Origin of the sequence: Streptomyces poriticola (genome assembly GCF_036689765.1) — a bacterium.
GTDB lineage: Bacteria > Actinomycetota > Actinomycetes > Streptomycetales > Streptomycetaceae > Streptomyces > Streptomyces poriticola.
On the sequence record NZ_JBAGKH010000003.1, the window covers coordinates 199,211 to 221,012 of the forward strand.

20 protein-coding genes and 1 tRNA gene are annotated in these 21,802 nt (G+C 72.0%); 7 read left to right on the forward strand and 14 right to left on the reverse strand.

Annotated elements, in window-relative coordinates; all coding sequences use genetic code 11:
• Window positions 1–30: 30 nt before the first annotated feature.
• The 4 genes from V5O46_RS05970 to V5O46_RS05985 all read right to left on the reverse strand — a co-directional run bounded on the left by V5O46_RS05970 (window position 31) and on the right by V5O46_RS05985 (window position 3,695).
• Window positions 31–219 carry a hypothetical protein gene (locus V5O46_RS05970; RefSeq protein ID WP_332883373.1) on the reverse strand — a complete coding sequence of 63 codons (189 nt, stop codon included), beginning with the start codon at window positions 217–219 and terminating at the stop codon, window positions 31–33.
• A 91-nt stretch (window positions 220–310) separates the two neighbouring features.
• Entirely contained in the window at window positions 311–1,195 is an 885-nt protein-coding gene (locus V5O46_RS05975) for an SDR family oxidoreductase (protein WP_332883374.1), read from the reverse strand.
• A complete protein-coding gene (locus V5O46_RS05980) occupies window positions 1,192–2,142 on the reverse strand; it encodes an alpha/beta fold hydrolase (protein ID WP_332883375.1) in 951 nt (316 codons plus the stop codon). Before V5O46_RS05980 ends, V5O46_RS05975 begins: the two co-directional genes overlap by 4 nt.
• Window positions 2,139–3,695 carry a flavin-containing monooxygenase gene (locus V5O46_RS05985; RefSeq protein ID WP_332883376.1) on the reverse strand — a complete coding sequence of 519 codons (1,557 nt, stop codon included), beginning with the start codon at window positions 3,693–3,695 and terminating at the stop codon, window positions 2,139–2,141. The genes V5O46_RS05980 and V5O46_RS05985 overlap by 4 nt, the downstream gene beginning before the upstream one ends.
• Before the next feature lie 152 nt (window positions 3,696–3,847).
• Between V5O46_RS05985 and V5O46_RS05990 the strand changes: the two genes are divergently transcribed.
• Complete coding sequence (locus tag V5O46_RS05990) at window positions 3,848–4,513, forward strand: MerR family transcriptional regulator (protein ID WP_332883377.1); 666 nt, start codon at window positions 3,848–3,850, stop codon at window positions 4,511–4,513.
• A 122-nt stretch (window positions 4,514–4,635) separates the two neighbouring features.
• Here V5O46_RS05990 and V5O46_RS05995 read toward each other — a convergent pair whose 3' ends face one another.
• Window positions 4,636–5,439, reverse strand: coding sequence for an exodeoxyribonuclease III (locus tag V5O46_RS05995; protein ID WP_332883378.1), 804 nt, complete (start codon window positions 5,437–5,439; stop codon window positions 4,636–4,638).
• Window positions 5,440–5,505: 66 nt separating this feature from the next.
• Here V5O46_RS05995 and V5O46_RS06000 point away from each other — a divergent pair, with 66 nt between their 5' ends.
• Complete coding sequence (locus V5O46_RS06000) at window positions 5,506–5,982, forward strand: GNAT family N-acetyltransferase (protein WP_332883379.1); 477 nt, start codon at window positions 5,506–5,508, stop codon at window positions 5,980–5,982.
• Between the two features lie 132 nt (window positions 5,983–6,114).
• On the opposite strand, the gene V5O46_RS06005 is transcribed toward V5O46_RS06000, so the two are convergent.
• Window positions 6,115–7,854 carry a hypothetical protein gene (locus V5O46_RS06005; protein WP_332883380.1) on the reverse strand — a complete coding sequence of 580 codons (1,740 nt, stop codon included), beginning with the start codon at window positions 7,852–7,854 and terminating at the stop codon, window positions 6,115–6,117.
• Window positions 7,855–8,279: 425 nt separating this feature from the next.
• On the opposite strand from V5O46_RS06005, the gene V5O46_RS06010 reads away from it, so the two are divergent.
• Window positions 8,280–8,453, forward strand: coding sequence for a hypothetical protein (locus tag V5O46_RS06010; RefSeq protein WP_332883381.1), 174 nt, complete (start codon window positions 8,280–8,282; stop codon window positions 8,451–8,453).
• A gap of 193 nt (window positions 8,454–8,646) precedes the next feature.
• Here the strand turns inward: V5O46_RS06010 and V5O46_RS06015 are convergent.
• From V5O46_RS06015 to galU, 7 genes are all read right to left on the reverse strand, one after another.
• Window positions 8,647–8,720, reverse strand: a tRNA-Ala gene (locus V5O46_RS06015).
• Window positions 8,721–8,799: 79 nt separating this feature from the next.
• Window positions 8,800–9,990 carry a divisome protein SepX/GlpR gene (sepX, locus tag V5O46_RS06020; RefSeq protein ID WP_332883382.1) on the reverse strand — a complete coding sequence of 397 codons (1,191 nt, stop codon included), beginning with the start codon at window positions 9,988–9,990 and terminating at the stop codon, window positions 8,800–8,802.
• A 168-nt stretch (window positions 9,991–10,158) separates the two neighbouring features.
• The gene (locus V5O46_RS06025; RefSeq protein WP_332883383.1) at window positions 10,159–10,806 is read right to left on the reverse strand and encodes a GNAT family N-acetyltransferase; all 648 of its coding nucleotides are present in this window, start codon (window positions 10,804–10,806) and stop codon (window positions 10,159–10,161) included.
• 17 nt (window positions 10,807–10,823) lie between these two features.
• Window positions 10,824–11,360 carry a MogA/MoaB family molybdenum cofactor biosynthesis protein gene (locus V5O46_RS06030; RefSeq protein WP_332883384.1) on the reverse strand — a complete coding sequence of 179 codons (537 nt, stop codon included), beginning with the start codon at window positions 11,358–11,360 and terminating at the stop codon, window positions 10,824–10,826.
• Window positions 11,357–11,875 carry a cyclic pyranopterin monophosphate synthase MoaC gene (gene moaC, locus V5O46_RS06035; protein ID WP_332883385.1) on the reverse strand — a complete coding sequence of 173 codons (519 nt, stop codon included), beginning with the start codon at window positions 11,873–11,875 and terminating at the stop codon, window positions 11,357–11,359. The genes V5O46_RS06030 and moaC overlap by 4 nt, the downstream gene beginning before the upstream one ends.
• A gap of 85 nt (window positions 11,876–11,960) precedes the next feature.
• Complete coding sequence (gene glp, locus V5O46_RS06040; protein ID WP_332883386.1) at window positions 11,961–13,307, reverse strand: molybdotransferase-like divisome protein Glp; 1,347 nt, start codon at window positions 13,305–13,307, stop codon at window positions 11,961–11,963.
• Window positions 13,308–13,312: 5 nt separating this feature from the next.
• On the reverse strand, window positions 13,313–14,215 hold the full coding sequence (galU, locus tag V5O46_RS06045) for a UTP--glucose-1-phosphate uridylyltransferase GalU (protein WP_332883387.1): 903 nt from the start codon (window positions 14,213–14,215) through the stop codon (window positions 13,313–13,315).
• A 92-nt stretch (window positions 14,216–14,307) separates the two neighbouring features.
• Between galU and V5O46_RS06050 the strand changes: the two genes are divergently transcribed.
• Window positions 14,308–14,958, forward strand: coding sequence for a 5-formyltetrahydrofolate cyclo-ligase (locus V5O46_RS06050; protein WP_332883388.1), 651 nt, complete (start codon window positions 14,308–14,310; stop codon window positions 14,956–14,958).
• 186 nt (window positions 14,959–15,144) lie between these two features.
• Here V5O46_RS06050 and V5O46_RS06055 read toward each other — a convergent pair whose 3' ends face one another.
• A complete protein-coding gene (locus tag V5O46_RS06055) occupies window positions 15,145–17,949 on the reverse strand; it encodes a penicillin acylase family protein (RefSeq protein ID WP_332883389.1) in 2,805 nt (934 codons plus the stop codon).
• A gap of 196 nt (window positions 17,950–18,145) precedes the next feature.
• Between V5O46_RS06055 and V5O46_RS06060 the strand changes: the two genes are divergently transcribed.
• From V5O46_RS06060 to V5O46_RS06070, 3 genes are all read left to right on the forward strand, one after another.
• On the forward strand, window positions 18,146–19,672 hold the full coding sequence (locus V5O46_RS06060) for a potassium/proton antiporter (RefSeq protein ID WP_332883390.1): 1,527 nt from the start codon (window positions 18,146–18,148) through the stop codon (window positions 19,670–19,672).
• A gap of 323 nt (window positions 19,673–19,995) precedes the next feature.
• Complete coding sequence (locus tag V5O46_RS06065; protein WP_332883391.1) at window positions 19,996–21,318, forward strand: MFS transporter; 1,323 nt, start codon at window positions 19,996–19,998, stop codon at window positions 21,316–21,318.
• A gap of 67 nt (window positions 21,319–21,385) precedes the next feature.
• The gene (locus V5O46_RS06070) at window positions 21,386–21,727 is read left to right on the forward strand and encodes an FmdB family zinc ribbon protein (RefSeq protein WP_332883392.1); all 342 of its coding nucleotides are present in this window, start codon (window positions 21,386–21,388) and stop codon (window positions 21,725–21,727) included.
• Window positions 21,728–21,802: the final 75 nt, after the last annotated feature.

The window sequence follows — 21,802 nt, forward strand, 5'->3', positions numbered from 1 at the left end:
AGGCGCCCCTTGCCGTTCAGCGGCGGCGCGTCAAGCGTCGTAGTCCTCGTTGAAGCGGTCGTCCGCCTCCCGGCGCTCCCGCTCCTGCCGCCTGGGCTGGTTCGGGTCGTCGTCGCGACGGCGACGGTTCTGCACCTGGTCCTTGGCCTGCTCGGCCCGCTGCTTGCCCTGCTGCTGCCACTGCTGGGACTTCTCCTGGAACTGGTCCTTCATACCCATGTGGGTTCAACTCCTGGGTGAGATCGGGCCCGACCGGCGATCCGGCCGGGCTCGATCAGATTCACACGGGCGATGACCGTACGCATGTCGATCAGTTACGGAACGTAGCCCTCTGCTGTTCGTCGGCCGCACCGCCCGCCCCGACCAGCCCGGTGCGCATGCCGGTCAGCCGGTCGGCGAACCGCCGCATCTCGCGCTGCCCGACGGTGCCGACGACGCCGGGGAGGTAGCCGCGCACACCCTGCATGCCGCGCAGCCACCGCTGCCCGTACACATGGCTCGAGCGGCGCTCGATGCCGGCCACGATGCGGTCCACGGCGGGGCCCAGCGGATAGGTCTTGCCGGCCGGCCAGGGCAGCCGCTGCCGCAACTCCCGCATCACGTCGTCCTGGTCGGCGCCGCGCACCATGTCGGTGTCGGTCCACGACAGATAGCCGACGCCGACCCGCACGCCCCGGTGACCGACCTCGGCGCGCAGGCTGTGCGCGTACGCCTCGACACCGGACTTGGAGGCGCAGTAGGCGGTCATCATCGGTGCGGGCGTGATCGCGGCGAGGGAGGCGATCTGCAGCAGGTAGCCGCGGCTCTCCAGGAGCACGGGCAGGAAGGCGCGGGCGGTGACCGCGGAGCCGATCAGATTGACCTCGATCACCCGGCGCCAGGCCTCCGGGTCGGAGTCGACGAACGGCCCGCCGCTGGCGACGCCCGCGTTGGCGACCACGACGTCGACCTTGCCGAACCGTTCCCTGACCTCGGCGGCCACCCGTGCCATCGCCTCGTGGTCGGTGACGTCGGCGTGCCAGTGGTCGCTCTCGCTGTGCAGGCGGGCGGAGACGTCCTTGAGGGCGTCCGGCTCCAGGCCGACCAGCGCCACCTTCGCGCCGCGCGCCGACAGTTTGCGGGCCAGCAGCTCCCCGACGCCGCGCGCCGCCCCGGTGACGACGGCGACCTGCCCCTCCAGGCTGACCCTGCTCATGCGCTCTCCTCGACTCGTGCGACGGCTTCCCCGGGTGTGCGGGGGGCGGGTATGTGGGCGGCGGCCAGTGCGCGTATCTTCCCGGTGACCAGCTCCGGGGCCTCCACGGGGGTCATGTGTCCGAGGCCGGGCTGCTCGGTGACGCCGAGGCAGTCGGGCAGTCCGGCGGCGATCCTGCGGGCGTGCACGGGCGGGGTGAGCCGGTCCGCCGCGCCGACCAGCACCTCGGTGGGCACCCGCAACCGCCGTACGCCGTGGTCGAGATCGAGCCGGGCGAGCACCTGGGACCAGGCGTGCCGCACCCGGCGCGGGCAGGCGTGCACGATCCGGGCGCAGGCCTCGACCATGTGCGGTGCCGAACCGGCGCCCATCGTCCCGTACTTGAGGATCCGGCGGGCGACGGGGGTGACCGGGCCGAGCGGCGCGCGGGAGCCGAGGACGCGCCGGGTCAGCCAGGTCCGCACCCGGCCGGGCCGCAGCGGCAGCACCGTCGAGGACGCCACCAGCCGTGAACTGCCCGTGCTGCACAGCAGGACCGCCGCCGCGTGCTCGCGCACCGCCGGCCGGCCGGCGGCGGCCATCACCGTCATCCCGCCCATGGAGTGCCCGGCGATCACGGCCCGTTCGCCGGGGGCGAGGGTGGCCCTCAGTACGGCTTCGAGATCGTCGGCGAGCGCCTCGGTGCTGCACGCCGGGCTCGCCGGGGAGCGTCCGTGGCCGCGCTGGTCGTAGGCGATGACCCGGTGGCCGTCGGCCAGGGCGCGGATCTGCGCCGCCCAGAAGGCGGTCGAGCAGGCCCAGCCGTGGGCGAGGACGACCGCGGGCGCGTGCTCGGGGCCGTGCACCTCGACGTGCAGCCGGGCGCCGTCGGCGGAGACGGCGGTCAGCTCCCGGGACGGGGCGGGCGGGGCGTACGGCCCGGAGACGACCGCGGCCGGCCGGCTCACGCGGTCACCTCCGCGCCCGCTTCCGCAGCCGGCTCGGCGCCCGACTCGGCGCCCGGGTCGGCCGACGCCGCGCCTCCGGCGGCCGCGGGGCGCACCACCTCGTACTCGGCGAGGTCCACGCGGCGCGTGGCCCGGCGGAACTCGGCGGTCGTACCGGGCCAGATGGTGGTGTTGCGGCCGCCCGCGTCCAGGTACCAGCTGGTGCAGCCGCCGGTGTTCCAGACCGTACGCTTCATCCGCTCCTGCACCCGCCGGTTCCAGGCGTCGACGGCGGCGGGCCGGGCGTCGAGGGCGACGCGCCCGCCGAGGACGTCCAACTGGCGCAGGTAGTCGGCCATGTAGTTCAGCTGGGACTCGATCATCAGGATCATGGAGGAGTTCCCCAGGCCGGTGTTGGGCCCGATGATCGTCATCCAGTTGGGGAACCCGGCGGCCGAGGCACCGCGCAGCGCCTCCATACCGCCCTTCCAGGTCTCGGCCAGAGCATGCCCGTCGGCGCCGACCACGCGCTCGGCGATGGGCATGTCGGTGACGTGGAAGCCGGTGCCGAAGACGATCGCGTCGGCCTCGGCCTCGCTGCCGTCGGCCGCGACGAGGGTGGAGCCGCGCACCTCGCTGAGCCCGCTCGCGACCAGGTCCACATTGGGCCTGGCGATGGCCGGGTAGTAGTCGCTGGAGAGCAGGATCCGCTTGCAGCCGATGCGGTAGTCGGGGGTGAGCTCGGCGCGCAGGGCCGGGTCCTTGATGGCGCGGGCCATGTTGCGCCTGGCGAGCTGCTCGACGAAGCCGAGTTCGCCCGGGCGCTTGGTGAACGCCTGCACCTGCAGTTCGCGGATGCCCCACAGCAGCCCGCGGCGCAGCTGTGTGGTGACGGGCAGCGCCCGGTGCAGGGCCCGCTCGGCGCCGCTGATGGCACGGTCCATGCGGGGCAGCACCCAGGCGGGGGTGCGCTGGAAGAGGGTGAGACGGGCGACCTTCGGCTGGATGGACGGCACGATCTGGATGGCGGAGGCGCCGGTGCCGATCACCGCGACGCGCTTGCCGGTGAGGTCGTGGTCGTGGTCCCAGCGGGCGGAGTGGAAGACCTTGCCGGGGAAGGTGTCCAGTCCGGGGATGTCCGGGACCTTGGGGTCGGACAGCGGTCCGGTGGCGGAGACCACCACGTCGGCGGTCAGGTTCCCGCTCGAAGTCTCGATCTCCCACCGCAGCTTGCCGGCGTCCCAGGCCATCCGCTTCACCTCCGAGTCGAAGCGGATGTGGGGGCGCAGCCCGAAGGTGTCGGTGACGTGCTCCAGGTAGCCGCGGATGTGCTGCTGCCCGGAGAAGGTGCGCGGCCAGTCCGGATTGGGCGCGAAGGAGAACGAGTACAGATGGGACGGCACGTCACAGGCGCACCCGGGGTAGCTGTTGTCCCGCCAGGTACCGCCGACGCTGCTCGCCCGCTCCAGGACGACGAAGTCGGTGATCCCCTCGCGGCGCAGCCGCACGGCGGCGCCCAGCCCGCCGAACCCGGATCCGACCACCGCCACGCGTACATGCTTGTGCTCGGCCATCCAGACGCCTCCACGATCGCTGTTGCCCCGGTTGACACTCTGCCGACTACGCCAGTGAACACTGGCGCAATGGGGAGCGTAGAGGAGGCGGCTACTGATGGGTAGAGGGCCGGCGAAAGAAAGTTACCGGCGGTACACCTTAAGGTCGTGTCGTGCAGGAGAAGCGTGAGTACCGCATGGAGGAGCTGGCCCGGCTGGCCGGCATCACGGTGCGCACCCTGCGCTTCTACCGGGAACGCAAGCTGATCCCGCCGCCCCGCCGCGAGGGCCGCATCGCCTGGTACGACGACCACCACCTGGCCCGGCTGCGCACCATCGCCGCGCTGCTGGACCGCGGCCACACCCTCAGCGGCATCGCGGAACTCGCCGACGCCTTCGACCACGGCCGCGACGTCGGCGAACTGCTCGGCCTCGGCGAGCCCACCGAGGAGGTCCCGGTCCGCCTCACCCCCGAGGAGCTCGCCGCCCGCTTCGAGGGCGAGGTCACCCCGGAGAACCTGGCCGCCGCGATGGACCTCGGCTACCTGGGCACCGACGGCGACGAACTCGTCCACATCAGCCGCCGCCTGCTGGACGTCTCCTCCGCCCTGGTCCGCGAGGGCATCCCGCTCGCCGAGGTCCTCACCGCCGGGCAACGCGTCCGCGAGCACGCCGAAGCCCTGGCGGAACTCTTCGCCGACCTGATATTGCGCCACGCCCCCGAGGAGTCCCTCCTCCACCTGCGCCCCCTGGCCCGCAGCGTGGTGGAGGCGGAACTGTCGCTGGCCCTGGACCGACGGATGCGGAAGCAGACGGCGGGGGACCGAGGGACCGGCTGAGCAGGCCGGGCGAAGTCCCCTGCGGTTCGGCAGCACCCTGGAGGGGCGCGGAGAACTGCCCGGCCGGCCACGACTGCGCCGCGGACGGGCGACGGCACAGCGCGGCACTTCCAGCGGAGCGCTCAGCCGCCGTAGACCACGGTCACCGGGGCGTGGTCCGACCAGCGCTCCGCGTGTGTGGCGGCACGTTCGACGGCGCCCTTGACGGCGCGGGCGGCGAGACCGGGGGTCGCCATCTGGTAGTCGATCCGCCATCCCGAGTCGTTGTCGAAGGCCCGGCCGCGGTACGACCACCAGGTGTACGGGCCGGTGGTGCCGGGGTGCAGCGCGCGCATCACGTCGACGTAGCCGCCCTCGGCCGGGTCGAGGACCCGGCCCAGCCACTCCCGCTCCTCCGGCAGGAACCCGGAGTTCCTGGTGTTGCCGCGCCAGTTCTTCAGGTCGGCCTCGCGGTGGGCGATGTTCCAGTCGCCGCAGACGACGACCTCGCGGCCGTCGGCGGCGGCGCGCTCGCGCAACTCCTTGAGGTGGGCGAGGAACTCGCCCATGAAGCGGACCTTCTCGTCCTGGCGCCCGGTGCCGACCTCCCCGGAGGGGAGGTAGAGGGAGGCGACGGTCACACCCGGCAGGTCGGCCTCCACGTACCGGCCGCTGCCGTCGAACTCGGACGAGCCGAAGCCGACCTGGACACGGTCCGGCTCGCGGCGCGTGTAGAGGGAGACGCCGGCCCGGCCCCTGGCGGCGGCGGGGGCGTGCGTGACGTGCCAGCCGTCGGGCGTGCGGACCTGCTCGGGCAGCTGCTGCGGCTCGGCGCGCACCTCCTGCAGGCAGAGCACATCGGCGGAGGTCCCGCCGAGCCACTCCACGAAGCCCTTCTTCGCGGCGGCACGCAGTCCATTGACGTTGACGGAGGTCACGGTGAGCACCAGGGCACGATACCGGCACACTGGACGGGGTCAACTATTGGAATGTATTCATATACGGTGGATAGCATGAACATACGTCGAGTCGCCTTCGACCACCCCGACGCCGTGAAGCTCAACGACGCGGTCCAGGCCGAGTACCACGTCCGCTACGGCGACGGCGGCGACTCCACCCCGCTGGCTCCGGCGGACTTCAGCCCGCCGAGCGGGCTGTACCTGATCGCGTACGACGACAGCGGCACCCCGGTGGCCTCGGGCGGCTGGCGCGCCCAGGACGCCAACGAGACGGGCAATCTCGACGGGGACGCCGAGCTGAAGCGGATGTTCGTGATCGAGCAGATGCGCGGCCGGGGTCTGGCCCGCCGCATCCTGGCAGCCCTGGAGGAGGACGCCCGCGCGGCCGGCCGGATCCGCATGGTGCTGGAGACCGGCACCATGCAGCCGGAGGCCGTCGCCCTGTACGCCTCCAGCGGCTACGAGCCGTGCGAGAAGTTCGGCTACTACCGCTTCCACGAGGAGAGCCTCTGCTACGCCAAGAGGTTCTGACGGCACCGCTCCGACGAGTCGGCTCCTGACGACACGGCTCGGGACGACGAAGCCGTGACGACGAAGCCGTGACGACGGGGCCCCGTGGACGCATTGTCCACGGGGCCCCCGTCCGCCTTGCTTCACCTGCCGTCAGGCCGTGCCACCGGCCTTGCGGCGGCGGGCGACGACGAACAGCACGCCGCCCGCGACCAGGGCGAGCGCGGCACCGGCCGAGGCGAGCAACGCCGTGGAACCGGTGGAGGCCAGCCCGCCCTGGGGCGACTCATCCCCGCTGGTGCCCTCGGTGGAACCGGTGCTGCCGCCGCCGTTCCCGCCGGTTGCACCGCCGTCGGAGCCGCCCGAGCCCGAGCCGCCGCCGTTGGTGGCGTCCGAGCCGCCGGTGGAACCGGACCCGCCCGTGGCGCCGCCGTCACCGCCGTCACCGCCGCTGCCGGAGCCGCCGGTGTCGCCCGGGGTCTCCTCGTCGCCGGTGCCGTTCAGCACGATCCAGCCGTCGTCGTTGGAGGGGTTGCCCTCGAGGGGGTTGTCCCACTCGGGGAAAGCGATCTTGCCCTTGGCGCCCGCGACGACCTCGTCGATGCGCAGTTCGAAGCGGAAGGTGCGCCGGTCGTCCTCGAGGAACGGAGTTTCGGCGAAGCAGAGGTACTCGCTCTTGGAGTCGCCGTAGGGGCGGCAGGGGCTCTGCACGACGCTGGCGCCCCGGGGGATCTGCACGAAGAAGCCCATCGGCTCACCGCCGGAGCGCTGCGCGCCGATCCAGGCGGGTCCGTGGTTGCTCAGGCCGACGTCGACGGTGACGGTCTCGCCCTGCTTCCCGGCGACGCGGGCGCCGGTCAGGTCGAGGTCGTAGGTGTTCTTCGTGGCCAGGTCGATCTCGGCGTACTGCCCGTAGTCGTCGGCGCGGCCGGTGACCGGCTTCAGGGTGAGCGTCCTGCCGGACCCGGCGCGGTAGTCGGCGCCCGACCGCAGCCGGCCGACGCTCTTTGCGCCGACGGCGTCGAAGCCGTAGTGGAAGACGTCGTTGAGGGCGAAGTCGGCGGTCTTGACCCGGATCGGCTCGCTCAGCTCATAGGCCAGACCGGGCAGGTACTCGCCCTCGAAGGTGCACAGCGCGACCTTCCGCTGGAGGAGCAGGCTGTCCTTGTTCTCCTCCGCGTACTCGCAGTTGTCGTACGAGTCGGGGAAGGACAGGCCGCGCGAGCCGGCGAAGCGCAGCACGACCCCGTCGGCGGCCATGCTGCCGTCGTTGACGAAGCCGAGCGTGGCGTTGTAGACGTCGCCGGCCTCGAAGCCCTTCGGCTCCGGCGCGAGCTGCTTCTTCAGCAGCTTGGGCCCGCCGACGAGCACGTCGACCGTGTGCTCGTTGAACTCCAGGCCCTCGCCGGCGCCGGTCACCTTGATCTTGCCGAAGTCGCCGGCCTTGGCGGCGTCCTTCAGGTCCAGGCGGACGCTCCAGCTCGGGTTGTAGCTGTCGCCGGGGTAGAGGCTGCTGGTCCGGCAGACCGCGACCAGCCCTTCGAGGTCGCAGTACTCGGGCAGTTCGACGTCGGCGAAGCCCTGCAGCGCGGTGGCGTCGATCGTGACGGAGTAGCCGTCGTTGGGGATCGGCTCGGGGTCCTGGTCGCTGTCCGGGTCGTACTCGCCCGGTCCGGTGATCCCCAGCCGGATCTGCGGCTGCCCGGACTCGTCCTCGTCCCCGTCCAGCGCCAGGTCCACCTTGTCCGGACCGGTGATGGTGACGGGCAGCGGTGCCGCCTCGCCCTCCGCGGCGTGGGCGACACCGGCCAGGCCCGCCGTGGCGAGCCCGGCGGCGGCCACACCGGCCACGGCGGCAAGGCCCCACGACGAGCGCAGGGAGCTACGTCTCATGGTTCTTCTTCCGTTTCCAGACGACAGAATGGCGCCACCGCCGCAGCGGTGACGCCGTGCCCCAGGTGACCTCCGGGTCGCGGCGAGGGTTGCACGACCCCGGGTAACGGGTCTGTCTCGGGGGCGACGCCCCCGCTCTCGCCGTCGTGCCCTCCCATCGGCAGCCTGACACGGGCGTCGATTCCGTTCCCCAGCGGCGCGTGGACCGGGCCTCGCAGGAGTTCGTAGCTTGCGTGTGCGCCGGCTTCCCGCAGCGGGCAGCAGTCGAACTGACGGCGGCCATGCTGCTGTCGGGCCCCTTTCAACTGGGCCCTCCTCTTCGGGTCCTACAGCTCGACGCCCGTCTCCGTGGCCACCGCCGTGGACCACACCCAGCCGTTCTTCGTGGTCCTGCTCGGAGCCGTGCTGTTCAAGGACGAGCGGCCATGCCGGCATCGGCCTTCGTCCTGGCGCGGGGAGGCGTCCTCCTCGACCAGGTGCATCCGCTGAGGACCACCCGCTGGGCCGACGACGCCGAAGGCGCGGCAGATCTGGCGATGCTGTGGGGAATCCTGATCACCACTGCAGAACGGCGCCTGTCCCGCGGGGCTCGGACATGAACGTACGTCCCCGTCGGCTGACGCCCCGGCACCTCACTCCTGAAGCCCCACTGCGGCGGCCGGCCCCAGGCGTACCGGGGAGCCGGCGGCGTGGAACGCTTGCGCGGACTCCGCAGCCGGTGGATCAGAGTTCGCTGCCGGATGACACGTCAGAGCCCCGGTCGGGATATCCCTACCGGGGCTCTGAGCTGCGTGGACCTGAGGGGATTTGAACCCCTGGCCCCCTCGATGCGAACGAGGTGCGCTACCGGACTGCGCCACAGGCCCTTGCAACGAATGAAACTTTAGCACCCCGATCGGCCTGCTCAAAAATCCGTTCCGGGGGCGGACGGCGGCCGGGACCGGTCTACTCGTTGGCCGCCTTGGGCCGGTCGCCGTCCTCGTACTGGTCGAACAGCGGGGTGCGACCCCGCCCTCTGGCCCGGCGGGCGGAGGCGGCGCGGCGGGCTCCGCCGCGGGGGCGGTCCTCGGCGTGCGGCTCGGGCTCGTCCGGCGTGGGCTCGGGGCCGGCCCCGGCCTCGGCGTCCGGCCGGTGTTCCGGGTCGCGGGGTACGGCGCTGGAGCGGGCCGAGCTCCAGGCGTCCGGTGCGCCGAGGTCCACGTCGTTGGTGGCGCGGGGGGCGACGGGTGCGGTGACGTAGGTCGGCAGCGGCACCGGGACCGGGTCCCAGCTGTCGCCGCTCTGGCCGGGGCGGCGCTGCCGCTCGCGCTGCTGGTCGACCCACTCGGCGTGGTCGGTCTGCTCGACCAGCGCGCGCCGGTCGGCGGCGAACGCCGAGAGTCCGGGGTGGTCGGCGGACGGGTCCGGGACCGCACCGGGCTCCTCGGCGTCGGCCTCGGCGGTCATGTCGGCGGCGGCACGGCGGCGCGGCCGACGGTCGCGTTCCCGCAGCCGCTGTGCCGCGACCTCGGCCCGGCGCCGGTCCATCTGGAAGGCGAAGCGGCGGCGCTCCTGGGAGCGCAGATAGGCGATGTACGCGCTGAGCAGGACGGCGGGCACGCCGGGCGCCCAAAGGAAGGCGAGCCCGCCCACGGCGGCGACGATCGCGCCGAGCGTGAAGGCGAGGAACAGCACGATGGTGGTGCGGCGGCGCCGGGCCAGCACCTTGGAGCGCCGGGCACGGGCCGCCGCCTCCGCGCCGCCGGCGCGCCGGGCGGGCGGTACCCGGTCCCGTGCCGGTGCGGGCGCGGGGCGCTCCGGGCCGGGCGCAGAGGCCGGGGCCGAAGCCGGGGCCGGGGCGGCCGGCGGAGTGTGGCGTCGGGTCCGGGACACGGCGAAGGCCCGGACGTCCACCGAGTCGGTGGCGGCGTCCGGGTCGACGGCGTCGGTCTCCGCCTCATCGGCGGAGCGCGCCTGCAGGTCCTTGGCGTACCGGCGCTCCATGGCCGCCCGTCCGGACAGCAGCCGGATGGCGGTGCTGAAGCGTTCCGTCGGACGGGCCTCGTTCAGCTCGTCCTGCCTACGGAGCCACATCGGCACCAAGTAGGCGGCCCAGGCCCCGACGATGACTGCGTAGATGAGGCCGCTGCTGCTCACGCCTCACACGGTAGAGGGGTTTGCGCGAGGCCATCCGCCAATTGAGCCGGTGTGTCGCACGATCTGGCTGATATTTCGAAATTTTCTTGTGACGGATGCGATCAGTCGGCGGGCGGAGCCGCGAATTCCCAGGCCCGGATTGACCTCGACTCGATCAATTTCGAACATTTATTCAATTCCGGTGCCCGGTCGAGCGGGATTCCCCGACGCGTTCCGCCGGGTGTCCCGGGCGCGGGTGCGGTGCCAGCGGCGCAGCAGCCCCTCGGGCACCTCTTCCGCGGTGAGCGCGTAGACGAGGTGGTCGCGCCAGCCGCCGTCGATGTGCAGATAGCGCGGCCGGAGGCCCTCCTCGCGGAATCCGAGTTTCTCGACCACCCGCCGGCTGGGACCGTTCTCCGGGCGAATGCAGACCTCGATGCGGTGCAGCCCGACGGTCCGGAAACAGTGGTCCACGACCATCGCGACGGCCGTCGGCATCACCCCGCGGCCGGCCACCGCTTCGTCCACCCAGTAGCCGACGTGCCCGGAGCACATCGAGCCCCAGGTGATCCCGGCCACCGTCAGCTGTCCGACCAGCCGGCCCTGGTACTCGATGACGAACGGCAGCATCCGGCCCGCGTTCGCCTCCGAGCGCAGATGCCGCACCATCTGGCGGTAGGTCGGCCGGTTGGTGATGGGCCCGCCGGGGCCGGGCGGCGGGATCGTCGCCTCCCAGGGCCGCAGCCAGTCGCGGTTGCGGCGGTTGACCTCGCGCCAGGCCCGCTGGTCGCGCAGTCTTATCGGCCGGAGGACGACCTCGCCGTCCGCCAGCTCCACGGGCCAGGAGGGGCGGTTCAGCTGGCACCCCCGCCGGAGGGTCTGGGGTGGTCGCCGCCGCGGATCTGGTCGACGGCGTGGATCAGCAGGGGCTCCAGGACCGCCAGTCCGTCCTTCACCCCGCCGCTGGAGCCCGGAAGGTTCACGATCAGCGTGCCCCGGACAACGCCTGCCAGGCCCCGGGACAGCGCCGCGGTCGGCACCTTGTCCCGGCCGTGGGCCCGGACGGCCTCCGCGATGCCCGGCACCTCGTACTCGATCACCGCCCGAGTGGCCTCCGGGGTGCCGTCGGTGGGCGAGATGCCGGTGCCGCCGGTGGTGACGATCACGTCGTACCCGGCACCGGCACCGGCCCGCAGGACGGCCTCGACCGGGTCGCCGTCCGGGACGACCTGGGGGCCGTCGACCGCGAAGCCGAATCGCCTGAGCCCGTCGGCGACCAGCGGGCCGCCCCTGTCCTCGTAGATCCCGGCGGCGGCGCGGTTGGAGGCGGTCACCACCAGCGCGCTGTACGGCGCGGCCAGGGCCCCGCCCGCCGATGCGTCGAGGGTCATGCCCGGCTCCAGTCGCCCGACTTGCCGCCCGTCTTCTCCTCCACCCGCACGTCCGTGATCACCGCTTCCTTGTCGACGGCCTTGACCATGTCGATCACGGTGAGCGCGGCGACGGAGACCGCGGTGAGGGCCTCCATCTCCACACCCGTACGATCCGTCGTCCGCACGGTGGCGGTGATCTCCACTGCGTCGTCCGCGACCGACAGGTCCAGTTTCACACCCGACACCGACAACGGATGGCACAGCGGGATCAGGTCCGGGGTGCGTTTGGCCCCCATGATCCCCGCGATCCGTGCGGTGGCCAGCGCATCGCCCTTGGGGACGCCCTCGCCGCGCAGCAGCTCGACCACGCGCGGCGAGACGAGGACGCGTCCGGTGGCGCGCGCGGTGCGGGCGGTCACGTCCTTGCCGGAGACGTCGACCATGCGGGCGGCGCCCGCGTCGTCGATGTGCGTCAGACGGTCCTCGGGCCGGCGGCCCTGCGGGTCCTGGGTGGGTCGGTCCTGCTTGCTCATGCTCGTGTGGCGCTCCCGGTCCGGGCCCGCGCGGTGCGGCACGCGGGCCTGTTGTGCGCGACACGGTACCGCCAACTCGGCGGGGTCACCCGAGCAGGATCACCCGTACCCCGCTGCCGGGCTCGACGGACTCGGTGTCCTCGGGGACCACGATCAGCGCGTCGGCCTGGGCGAGGGCCGCCACCAGATGCGAACCGGCGCCACCGACCGGGGTGACCGCGCCCGCGGCCTCGTCGTACCGGCCGCGCAGGAACTGGCGGCGGCCCTTGGGCGAGGTGAGCGCCTTGTCGGCGGAGAGCGTGGCGGCGGTCGTCGGTCTGTGCACGTCCGGCAGGCCCATCAGGGTGCGGATGGCGGGGCGGACGAACAGCTCGAAGGAGACGTACGACGACACCGGGTTGCCCGGCAGCGCCAGCAGCGGGGTGTGGTCGGGGCCGACGGAGCCGAAGCCCTGCGGCTTGCCTGGCTGCATGGCGAGCTTGCGGAACTCCACGCCGCCGCCCGGCTCGTCCTCGTCGGCGACGTGCGCGAGGGCCTCCTTGACCACGTCGTACGCCCCGACGCTGACGCCGCCCGTGGTGACCATCAGGTCGGCGCGGACCAGCTGGTCCTCGATGGTGGAGCGCAGCGTCTCGGCGTCGTCGGTGACGGCCCCCACCCGGTAGGCGATCGCCCCGGCGTCGCGGGCGGCGGCGGTGAGGGCGAAGCTGTTGGAGTCGTAGATCTGACCGTGGGCCAGCTCCTCACCGGGCTGGACCAGTTCGCTGCCGGTGGACAGCACGACGACCCGGGGACGGGGGCGGACCCGGACCCGGCCGCGGCCGATCGCGGCGAGCAGGGCGATCTGCGGCGGTCCGAGGACGGTGCCCGCCACCAGGGCGAGGTCGCCGGCCTGGACATCGCTGCCCTGGGTGCGCACATGCGCGCGCGCCTCGGCCTGCCGGTACACGTGCACCTGTCCCTCGGCGCCCTCCGGGGCCAGGCTGCGGGCGCGCATCCCGCTCACCGGGCCCTCGCCGAGCCCTCCGTCGGTCCACTCCACGGGCACGACGGTCTCGGCGCCGGGCGGCAGCGGAGCCCCGGTCATGATGCGGGCGGCCTGCCCGGGGCCCACGCGCGTGAGGCCGGACTGCCCCGCGGCGACGTCCCCGACGACCTCGAGGACTGCGGGGTACTCCGCACTCGCACCCTGCACGTCGGCGACCCGGACCGCGTACCCGTCCATGGAGCTGTTGTCGAACGGCGGCAGGGAGACCGGCACCGTGACGTCGTCGACCAGGACGCAGCCCTGGGCGTCGAGCAGGTTCAGCTCGATGGGTTCGAGGGGGCGGACGGTGGTGAGGACGTCCTCCAGGTGATCGTCCACGGACCACAGGGAGCCGTCACCGGCCTCGTGGTCGTGGCCGGTGGCGCGGGGCGCGGCGCTGCTCAACGTTGCTACATCTCCTCGGCTACGTAACTGCGAAGCCAGGTCCGGAAGTCCGGGCCCAGGTCTTCACGTTCGCACGCGAGTCTGACAATGGCACGCAGATAGTCGCCGCGGTCTCCGGTGTCATAGCGGCGGCCCTTGAAGACGACGCCGTGCACCGGGCCGCCGACCTTCTCGTCCGCCGCGAGCTGCTGGAGGGCGTCGGTGATCTGGATCTCGCCGCCGCGGCCCGGCTCCGTCTTGCGGAGTATGTCGAAGATGCGCGGGTCGAGGACGTAGCGGCCGATGATGGCGTAGTTCGACGGTGCGTCCGCCGCGTCCGGCTTCTCGACCAGGTCGCTCACCTTGACCACGTCGCCGTCCGCGGTGGCCTCGACGGCCGCGCACCCGTAGAGGTGGATCTGCTCGGGGGCGACCTCCATGAGGGCGATGACGCTGCCGCCGTGCTGCTCCTGCACCTCGATCATGCGCTGCAGCAGCGGGTCGCGCGGGTCGATCAGGTCGTCGCCGAGCAGCACCGCGAAGGGCTCTTCGCCGACGTGCGGGGCGGCGCACAGGACGGCGTGGCCGAGGCCCTTGGGGTCGCCCTGGCGGACGTAGTGGATCATGGCCAGGTCGCTGGACTCCTGGACCTTGCCCAGGCGCTCGGCATCGCCCTTCTTCTCCAGGGCGGACTCCAGCTCGTAGTTGCGGTCGAAGTGGTCCTCCAGGGGCCGCTTGTTGCGTCCTGTCACCATGAGGACGTCGCCGAGGCCCGCGGCCACGGCCTCCTCGACCACGTACTGGATAGCCGGCTTGTCGACGACCGGCAGCATCTCCTTGGGAGTGGCTTTGGTGGCCGGCAGGAACCGGGTGCCGAGGCCTGCTGCGGGGATGACAGCCTTGCTGATCCTGGGTTGCGCCTGAGTCATGCCCGACACCCTAGCCGGTGCAGATGGGAGGAAACTGTGACTCCGACCGGTTGGCGCTCATATGAGCCTACAGGAAGGACGGCAGAGCCACGATGACCGACAGCGCACCCGCGGGCGAGCCTGACAAGCGTACGTTGCGGCGCGAAATCCTTGCGGCGAGGAACAGGTTGACCACAGATGACCTGCGCGGAACGGCGCAGGCGTTGGCCGGACGGGCCCTCGGCCTGCCCGAGCTGGCGCAGGCGCGCACGGTGGCGGCGTATGTCTCGGTGGGCGCCGAGCCCGGGACGCGCGCGCTGCTCGACGCGCTGCGCGCGCGGGGTGTGCGCGTATTGCTGCCCGCGCTGCTCCCCGACAACGACCTGGACTGGGGCGCCTACGACGGGGCGGCCTCCCTCGCGCGCGTGCGGCACGGCGGCGGGCGGATGGCACTTCTGGAGCCCGCCGGGGAGCGCATGGGCGCGGACGCCGTGACCACCGCCGACGCCGTGCTGCTGCCGGGGCTGGCGGTCGACGAGCGGGGGCTGCGGCTGGGGCGCGGCGGCGGCAGTTACGACCGGGTGCTGGCGCGGCTCGACCGGGCGGGCGCGCATCCGGCCCTGGTGGTGCTGCTGTACGACGCGGAGGTCGTCCCGCGGGTGCCCGCGGAGCCGCACGACCGGCCGGTGGACGCGGTGGTGACGCCGTCGGAGGTACGGCGGTTCCGGCGGCGGCCGGGGGGCGGGGGCGGGGCATTCCGCTGACTGCCGAGCGACCGGGCGCTCTCCGGGGCGCGCCAGGGGCGGAGGCTCCGGCACCGTCCAGGGGACGGTACTCCGGCACTCCCCGGGGTGCGGAAACGGGCGGAACCGGCCTCCACGCGCGGGTGGAGGCCGGTTCCGGGCTGCCAGAGGGTCCGTAGGGGGCTATGGCATGGGCTACGGCTTGGGCTACGGCTTGAGGACCAGCGTGTCGCTGGTGCTGTCCTCGACCGCCTTCTCGGTGAAGGACCAGTCCAGCAGCTCGCCCTCGGCCCACTTGTCGGTCTGGTCGGTGTAGTGCGAGCTGTAGGCGTGCCCCGAGGCCCCGGTGAGGTTGATCCACTTCGACTTGTCGGGGTCGTCGAGGTTGACCACCATCCGCATCGACGGCACCCAGACCACGCCGTAGCCGCCTGCCGCGTTCCAGCCGGTGGCGTTGACCGCCGCCTCGCCGCCGCTGAGCTCCCACGGTCCCCGGTTGAGGGCGTACTTCAGGAAGCCGGGGCCCTCGGTGCCCAGGGTCTGGTTCTTCAGGAACAGCCGGTGCAGCCGGCCCCAGCTCCAGGTGTCGATGTCCTTGCCGAGCTTGGCGGTCAGCTCCCAGCGGGCGTCGATCATGGCGCGCTCGAACAACTCGTCGCGGTTGCGGTCGGCACCCTTGCGCGCGTGGTAGGCGGGCGTCGACCACCAGTCGCTCTCCGGGTCCTCCATCAGGGTCCGGACCACCTCGTACCAGCGGTCGCCGCCGTCCGGCTGCGCCTGCTCGCCGTCGCGCTGCCCGCACTCGCGGACCTTCTGCGTCTCGTCCTGCGGCCGGGTGCTGTCGACCGGGTCGACCCACAGGCACTGGCCCTTGACGCGCAGTTCCTTGGGCAGCTTGTTGCCGAAGGCCAGCTTGAGGATGTTGCGCCAGACGGCGTTGAAGTAGGCCGCCGCCGCCGAGTCGGCGTCCTGGGTGTAGTCCCAGCCGTCGAGCAGCTTCTGGGCCTCGCGGACGTCCTTGTCCTCGATGTCGATCTTCTGCAGATAGGGCACGAGCAGCTTGGCGATCTCGCTGCTGTTGTCCAGCTGCATCTGGCGCATGTCGTCGGTGGAGATCTTGCCGTCGCCCTTGATCTTCTGCTCGATCAGGGCGGCGATGCGCTGGCTGCGGGTGCCGTATCCCCAGTCCGTGGTGAGGGTGTGCGGGTAGGCGTCCTCGTCGACCACGGCCTGGTTGGCGGTGACGATGTAGCCGCGGTCGGGGTTGTACTCGTAGGGCAGCTCGTCCTGCGGGATGTACTCGCCGGTCCAGCGGTAGTCGGGGTCCCAGCCGGGCGCGGGGACCGAGCCGTCGTGGCCCTCGGCGCGCACCGGGATCCGGCCGGGCAGGGTGTAGCCGATGTTGTCGTCGCGGTCGGCGTAGACCAGGTTCTGCGAGGGCACCTCGAACAGGGCGGCGGCCTCGCGGAAGTCGTTCCAGTCCTTCGCGCGGTCCATGGCGAAGACGGCGTCCATGGTGGTGCCGGGGTCCAGTGCGGTCCAGCGCAGGGCGACGCCGTAGCCGTCGCCGCGGTCGGGGGCTGCGGCGTCGACGGTGGCCTTCTCCCCGGTCTCGACCAGGTCGTCGTCGCGGTCGGAGAGCAGGGGGCCGTTGTTGGTCTCGCGGACGACGATCGTCTTGGAGGAGCCGCCGGCGACCTCGATGGTCTCCTCGCGGGTCTCGAAGGGGACCACCTTGCCGTCGTACTGGTAGCCGTCACCGGTGATCTTCTCGAGGTAGAGGTCGGTGACGTCGACGCCGGAGTTGGTCAGGCCCCAGGCGATGTCCTGGTTGTGGCCGATGATCACGCCGGGCGTGCCCGCGAAGGTGTAGCCGGAGACGTCGTACTGGCAGCTGTCGGTGACGCTGCGGCAGTGCAGGCCCATCTGGTACCAGACGGAGGGCAGCGACGGCGACAGATGCGGGTCGTTGGCGAGCAGCGGCTTTCCGGTGATGGTGTGCTCCCCGGCGACGACCCAGGAGTTGGAGCCGATGCCGTTGCCGTTGACACCGACGGCGACGGGCAGGTCGTCCAGGACGTTCTGGAGGCCGGCGAGCTGGCTCTGCAGGGCGCCGCCGGTGCCGCTCCCCGTGCCGGTCCCGGTGCCGGTCCCGGCGCCCGTTCCGCTCCCCGTGCCCGTGCCGTCGCCGGTGCCGGTGCCGGAAGAACCGCCGGAGCCGTCGCCGCCGTCGAAGATGCCGGTCAGCTCGTCGTACTGGCCGTCCTGGACGATCGCCTCGTTCCGGTCGTACGGGTACGCCGGGTAGAGGTCGGCGACCTGCTTCGGGCCGAGGCGGCTGGTCATCAGGGAGCGGTCGACCTCGTCCTGCATGTTGCCGCGCAGGTCCCAGGCCATCGCCTTCAGCCAGGCCACCGAGTCGACCGGGGTCCACTTCTGCGGCGTGTAGTCGTTGGTGAACCCGAGCGCCGCGTACTCCAGGGAGATGCTCTTGGCGTCCTTGCCGTCCAGGTACGCGTTGACCCCCTTGGCGTAGGCCTGGAGATACTTCTTCGTCGACTCCGACAGCTTCTCGTCGTACTCCTTCTGCGCCACCCGGTGCCAGCCCAGCGTGCGCAGGAAGGCGTCGTTGTCCACCTGGCCCTTGCCGAACATCTCCGACAGGCGGCCCGCGGTCATGTGCCGGCGCACATCCATCTCGTAGAACCGGTCCTGGGCCTGCACATAGCCCTGCGCCATGAACAGGTCCTCGTCGGACGAGGCATAGATCTGCGGAATGCCGTAGGCGTCACGCTTGACGTCGACCGGCCCCGAAAGACCCTCGAGCGTGATCGAACCCTTGGTCTGCGGAAAGGAGGCGCGGACGGTGCTGACCGACCAGTAGCCGCCGAAGGCGAGCCCGCCGACCACGGCGAGCACCAGCACGAGGACGACCAGTCGGGCTCTGCGCCCCTTCTTCCTGCCGGACTTGCCGGGCTGCTGACCCGAAGAGGCGTTGTTGGTGGGGGGCATCGCTGTCCTTGCTGTCCTAACACGAGCGGCAGGGGCTGGCTGTGCTTTGTACTGAACGCTGGAGCAACCATAGGCGCAGGGCCCGCTCCCCCTGGACGCGGAGTGGGGAACCGGCGCGCACGGACGTTCGATCTCGCCAAGGCGAGCGTCAAGAAATCGTCAAGAGTTAGGTAAGGTAACGAAGTAGTTTGCCGCGGTGTCCGCGGATCCTGTGTGCCAGGGAAGGGAACGGCCGCTGACTGTCCACGACCTCAACCAGCTCCTGCTCGTCTGCTCGCTCGTCCTGCTCGTCGCCGTCGCAGCGGTCCGGATCTCCTCGCGCAGCGGGCTCCCCAGCCTGCTCGTCTACCTGGCCATCGGCATCGCCATGGGCCAGGACGGCATCGGCGACATCCACTTCGACAACGCCGAACTCACCCAGGTCATCGGCTACGCCGCACTGGTCGTGATCCTGGCCGAGGGCGGTCTCGGCACGAAGTGGAAGGAGATCAGACCGGCACTGCCCGCCGCCTCCGCACTGGCGCTGGTCGGGGTCGCGATCAGCGTCGCGGTGACCGCGGCGGGCGCGCACTACCTGACCGGGCTGGAGTGGCGGCAGTCGCTGATCATCGGGGCGGTGGTGTCCTCGACGGACGCGGCGGCGGTCTTCTCGGTGCTGCGCCGGATCCCGCTCCCCGCGCGCGTGACGGGCACACTGGAGGCGGAGTCGGGCTTCAACGACGCCCCGGTCGTCATCCTGGTGGTCGCGTTCTCCACGGCCGGTCCGGTGGACCACTGGTACGTGCTGCTGGGCGGGATAGCGCTGCAGCTGGCCATCGGCGCGGCCATCGGGCTCGCCGTGGGCTGGCTGGGCGCCCTGGGCCTGAGACATGTGGCGCTGCCCGCCTCCGGCCTCTACCCGATCGCCGTCATGGCCATCGCCGTCGCCGCGTACGCGGCCGGTGCCATGGCGCAGGGCAGCGGCTTCCTGGCCGTCTACCTCGCCTCGATGGTGATGGGCAACGCCCGGCTGCCGCACTGGCCCGCCACCCGCGGCTTCGCCGACGGCGTGGGCTGGATCGCCCAGATCGGCATGTTCGTGCTGCTCGGCCTCCTGGTCACCCCGCACGACCTGGTGGACGACATCGTGCCGGCCCTGGTCATCGGGCTGGTGCTGACCATGGTGGCGCGCCCGCTGAGCGTCGTGCTGTGCCTGCTGCCGTTCCGGGTGCCCTGGCAGGAACAGACCCTGATGTCCTGGGCCGGGCTGCGCGGTGCGGTGCCCATCATCCTGGCGACCATCCCCATGGTGGAGGGCGTCGAGGGCAGCCGCGCGATCTTCAACATGGTCTTCGTCCTGGTCGTCGTCTACACCCTGGTGCAGGGCCCGACGCTGCCGTGGCTGGCCCGCAAGCTGCGCCTGGGCGACGGTGCCGAGGCCGCCGACCTCGGGATCGAGTCGGCGCCCCTGGAGCGGTTGAACGGACATCTGCTGTCCTTCGCCGTCCCCGAGGCGTCGAAGATGCACGGCGTCGAGATCAGCGAGCTGCGGCTGCCCGCCGGGTCCGCGGTCACCCTCGTCGTCCGCGACGGGACCTCCTTCGTCCCGCTGCCCTCCACCGTGCTGCGGCGCGGCGACGAACTGCTGGTGGTCGCCACCGACCCGGTCCGCGACGCCGCCGAACAGCGGCTGCGCGCGGTCGGCCGCGGCGGCAAGCTGGCCGGGTGGCTGGGCACGGGGTGAGCCCGGTGCGCTTCGTCCAGGCTGCGGGGGATGGCTCCGTACGAGGGTGACGAGGGTGATGTGGGTCGCAATCGCAGGTGAACGTTTGCACGGTGCTCGTTTTCACAGGCCTGCATTCCGTTTGCCCCTGTACGATGAAGGCGTCACCAGATCGAACCAACTCTGCCTGACGCAGAGCTGGCGCGACCGTATGGCGGCCGGCACGCCCCCTCTACCGCTAGGGCCCCGGTATCTACCGCAGTCCGCGCAAGAGGACAGCTCTCGGCGACGCCCCGTGCCACGAGCGCGGGGCCGCGCTACCAGGCGGCAGAAAGGCACGGGCCGTGGCATCCACGGTCGCCCCGGCACAGAAGGGGAAGAACGCGCCGGAGGAGGCACCGGACCAGGCATCGGCCTCCCGCCCGGGCTACGGACAGCTGCTGCGCACCCGCGGCGCCTGGACCTTCCTGCTCCCCGGCTTCGCGGCACGCCAGCCGTTCGCGATGCTGACGCTCTCCATCGTGCTGCTGGTGCAGCACACCACCGGCTCCTACGGTGCGGCCGGCGCCGTCGCTGCCGCCACCGGCGTCTCCATGGCGCTGTTCGCCCCCTACAGCGGCCGGCTCGCCGACCGCTACGGGCAGCGTGCCGTCCTGGTCCCCGGTGTCCTCGTACACGCCCTGTCCGGTCTGACACTGACCGCCCTCGCGCTCACCCACGCACCACTGTGGCTGCTGTTCGCCGCGGCCGTGCCCACCGGCGCATCGGTGCCGCAGGTCGGCCCGATGGTGCGGGCCCGCTGGGGTGTCAAGCTCAAGGGTTCGCCCCTGCTGGGCACCGCCGCGGCCTTCGAGTCGGTCACCGACGAGCTGACGTTCGTCCTCGGCCCGCTGCTGGCCACAGCACTGTGCACGGCCGTGGACCCGGCCGCCGGTCTGGTCGCCGAGGCCTCGCTCACCCTGGTGGGCGGTCTGCTGTTCGCCGCGCAGCGGAGCACCCAGCCGCCGGTCGGCCCCGTCGGCGGAGAGCACGCGCGCGTGCAGCACGCCTCCGCGCTGCGCGTGCCCGGCGTGCGCGTGCTGATCGTGACGTTCGTCGGCATCGGCTCCGTCTTCGGCGGCATGCAGGTCGCGCTGGCCGCGTTCACCGAGTCGATCGGCGAGCCCGGCATGAACGGAGTCCTGTACGGCATCTTCGCCGCCGGCAACATGCTCTCCGGGCTCGTCTGCGGCGCCGTCGCCTGGAAACTGGCCCCGCAGCACCGCCTCCTCGTCGGCTACACCGCCCTCGCCCTGACCGCGTCCGGCCTGTGGGCCGCGGAGTCGGTGCCGATGCTGGCGGGCCTCGGACTGCTGGTCGGCGTGTCCATCGCGCCCGCCCTGATCACCGGCTACACCCTGGTCGAGGGCCTGGTCCCGGCCGGGGCGCGCACGGAAGCGTTCACCTGGCTCACCGGCGCGGTGGCGCTCGGTCAGGCGGCGGCCGTCACGGTCGCCGGCCAGCTGGAGGACCGGCTCTGGGACGGCGCCGGGTTCCTGGTCCCGATGGGTGGCACGGTGCTCGCCCTGGTAACTCTGGTGGCGCTGCGGTCCCGGCTGACGGCGCGGCCCGTCGGCCGGACCGTCGCACGTGGCATCGGTCACCGCACGCCCGCCACAGTGGACTGATCCCGAGGAATAGGTCACTATAGAACGTCGTTAGCACTCATCGAGTGAGAGTGCCAGGAGGAAGACAGTGCCGACCTACCAGTACCAGTGCACCGAGTGCGGCGAGGGCCTCGAGGCGGTGCAGAAGTTCACCGACGACGCCCTGACCGAGTGCCCGAACTGCCAGGGCCGCCTCAAGAAGGTGTTCTCGGCCGTCGGCATCGTCTTCAAGGGCTCCGGCTTCTACCGCAATGACAGCCGTGGCTCCTCGTCGAGCAGCTCGCCGGCGGGGTCGAAGTCGTCGTCCGGGGCCTCCGAATCGTCCTCGTCCTCCTCCTCGGACTCCTCGCCGTCCTCTTCCTCTTCCTCGTCCTCGTCCTCCTCGGGCTCGGGCTCGTCCTCCAGCAAGGCCGGCAGCACCGCCGCGTAGGGCGTCCGGGCGCACCGTCCGCGGCAGCACCGCGGCGGACGGCGCCCGATCCGCACTTCTCACGAGACCCTGTCG

What these genes read in the sequence shown, in the direction of transcription:
- V5O46_RS05970 (WP_332883373.1), bottom strand. Translation starts at nt 219, where the DNA reads ATGGGTATGAAGGACCAGTTCCAGGAGAAGTCCCAGCAGTGGCAGCAG.
- V5O46_RS05975 (WP_332883374.1), bottom strand. Translation starts at nt 1,195, where the DNA reads ATGAGCAGGGTCAGCCTGGAGGGGCAGGTCGCCGTCGTCACCGGGGCG.
- V5O46_RS05985 (WP_332883376.1), bottom strand. Translation starts at nt 3,695, where the DNA reads ATGGCCGAGCACAAGCATGTACGCGTGGCGGTGGTCGGATCCGGGTTC.
- V5O46_RS06000 (WP_332883379.1), top strand. Translation starts at nt 5,506, where the DNA reads ATGAACATACGTCGAGTCGCCTTCGACCACCCCGACGCCGTGAAGCTC.
- V5O46_RS06005 (WP_332883380.1), bottom strand. Translation starts at nt 7,854, where the DNA reads ATGAGACGTAGCTCCCTGCGCTCGTCGTGGGGCCTTGCCGCCGTGGCC.
- V5O46_RS06010 (WP_332883381.1), top strand. Translation starts at nt 8,280, where the DNA reads ATGCCGGCATCGGCCTTCGTCCTGGCGCGGGGAGGCGTCCTCCTCGAC.
- V5O46_RS06030 (WP_332883384.1), bottom strand. Translation starts at nt 11,360, where the DNA reads ATGACCCTCGACGCATCGGCGGGCGGGGCCCTGGCCGCGCCGTACAGC.
- moaC (WP_332883385.1), bottom strand. Translation starts at nt 11,875, where the DNA reads ATGAGCAAGCAGGACCGACCCACCCAGGACCCGCAGGGCCGCCGGCCC.
- galU (WP_332883387.1), bottom strand. Translation starts at nt 14,215, where the DNA reads ATGACTCAGGCGCAACCCAGGATCAGCAAGGCTGTCATCCCCGCAGCA.
- V5O46_RS06050 (WP_332883388.1), top strand. Translation starts at nt 14,308, where the DNA reads ATGACCGACAGCGCACCCGCGGGCGAGCCTGACAAGCGTACGTTGCGG.
- V5O46_RS06055 (WP_332883389.1), bottom strand. Translation starts at nt 17,949, where the DNA reads ATGCCCCCCACCAACAACGCCTCTTCGGGTCAGCAGCCCGGCAAGTCC.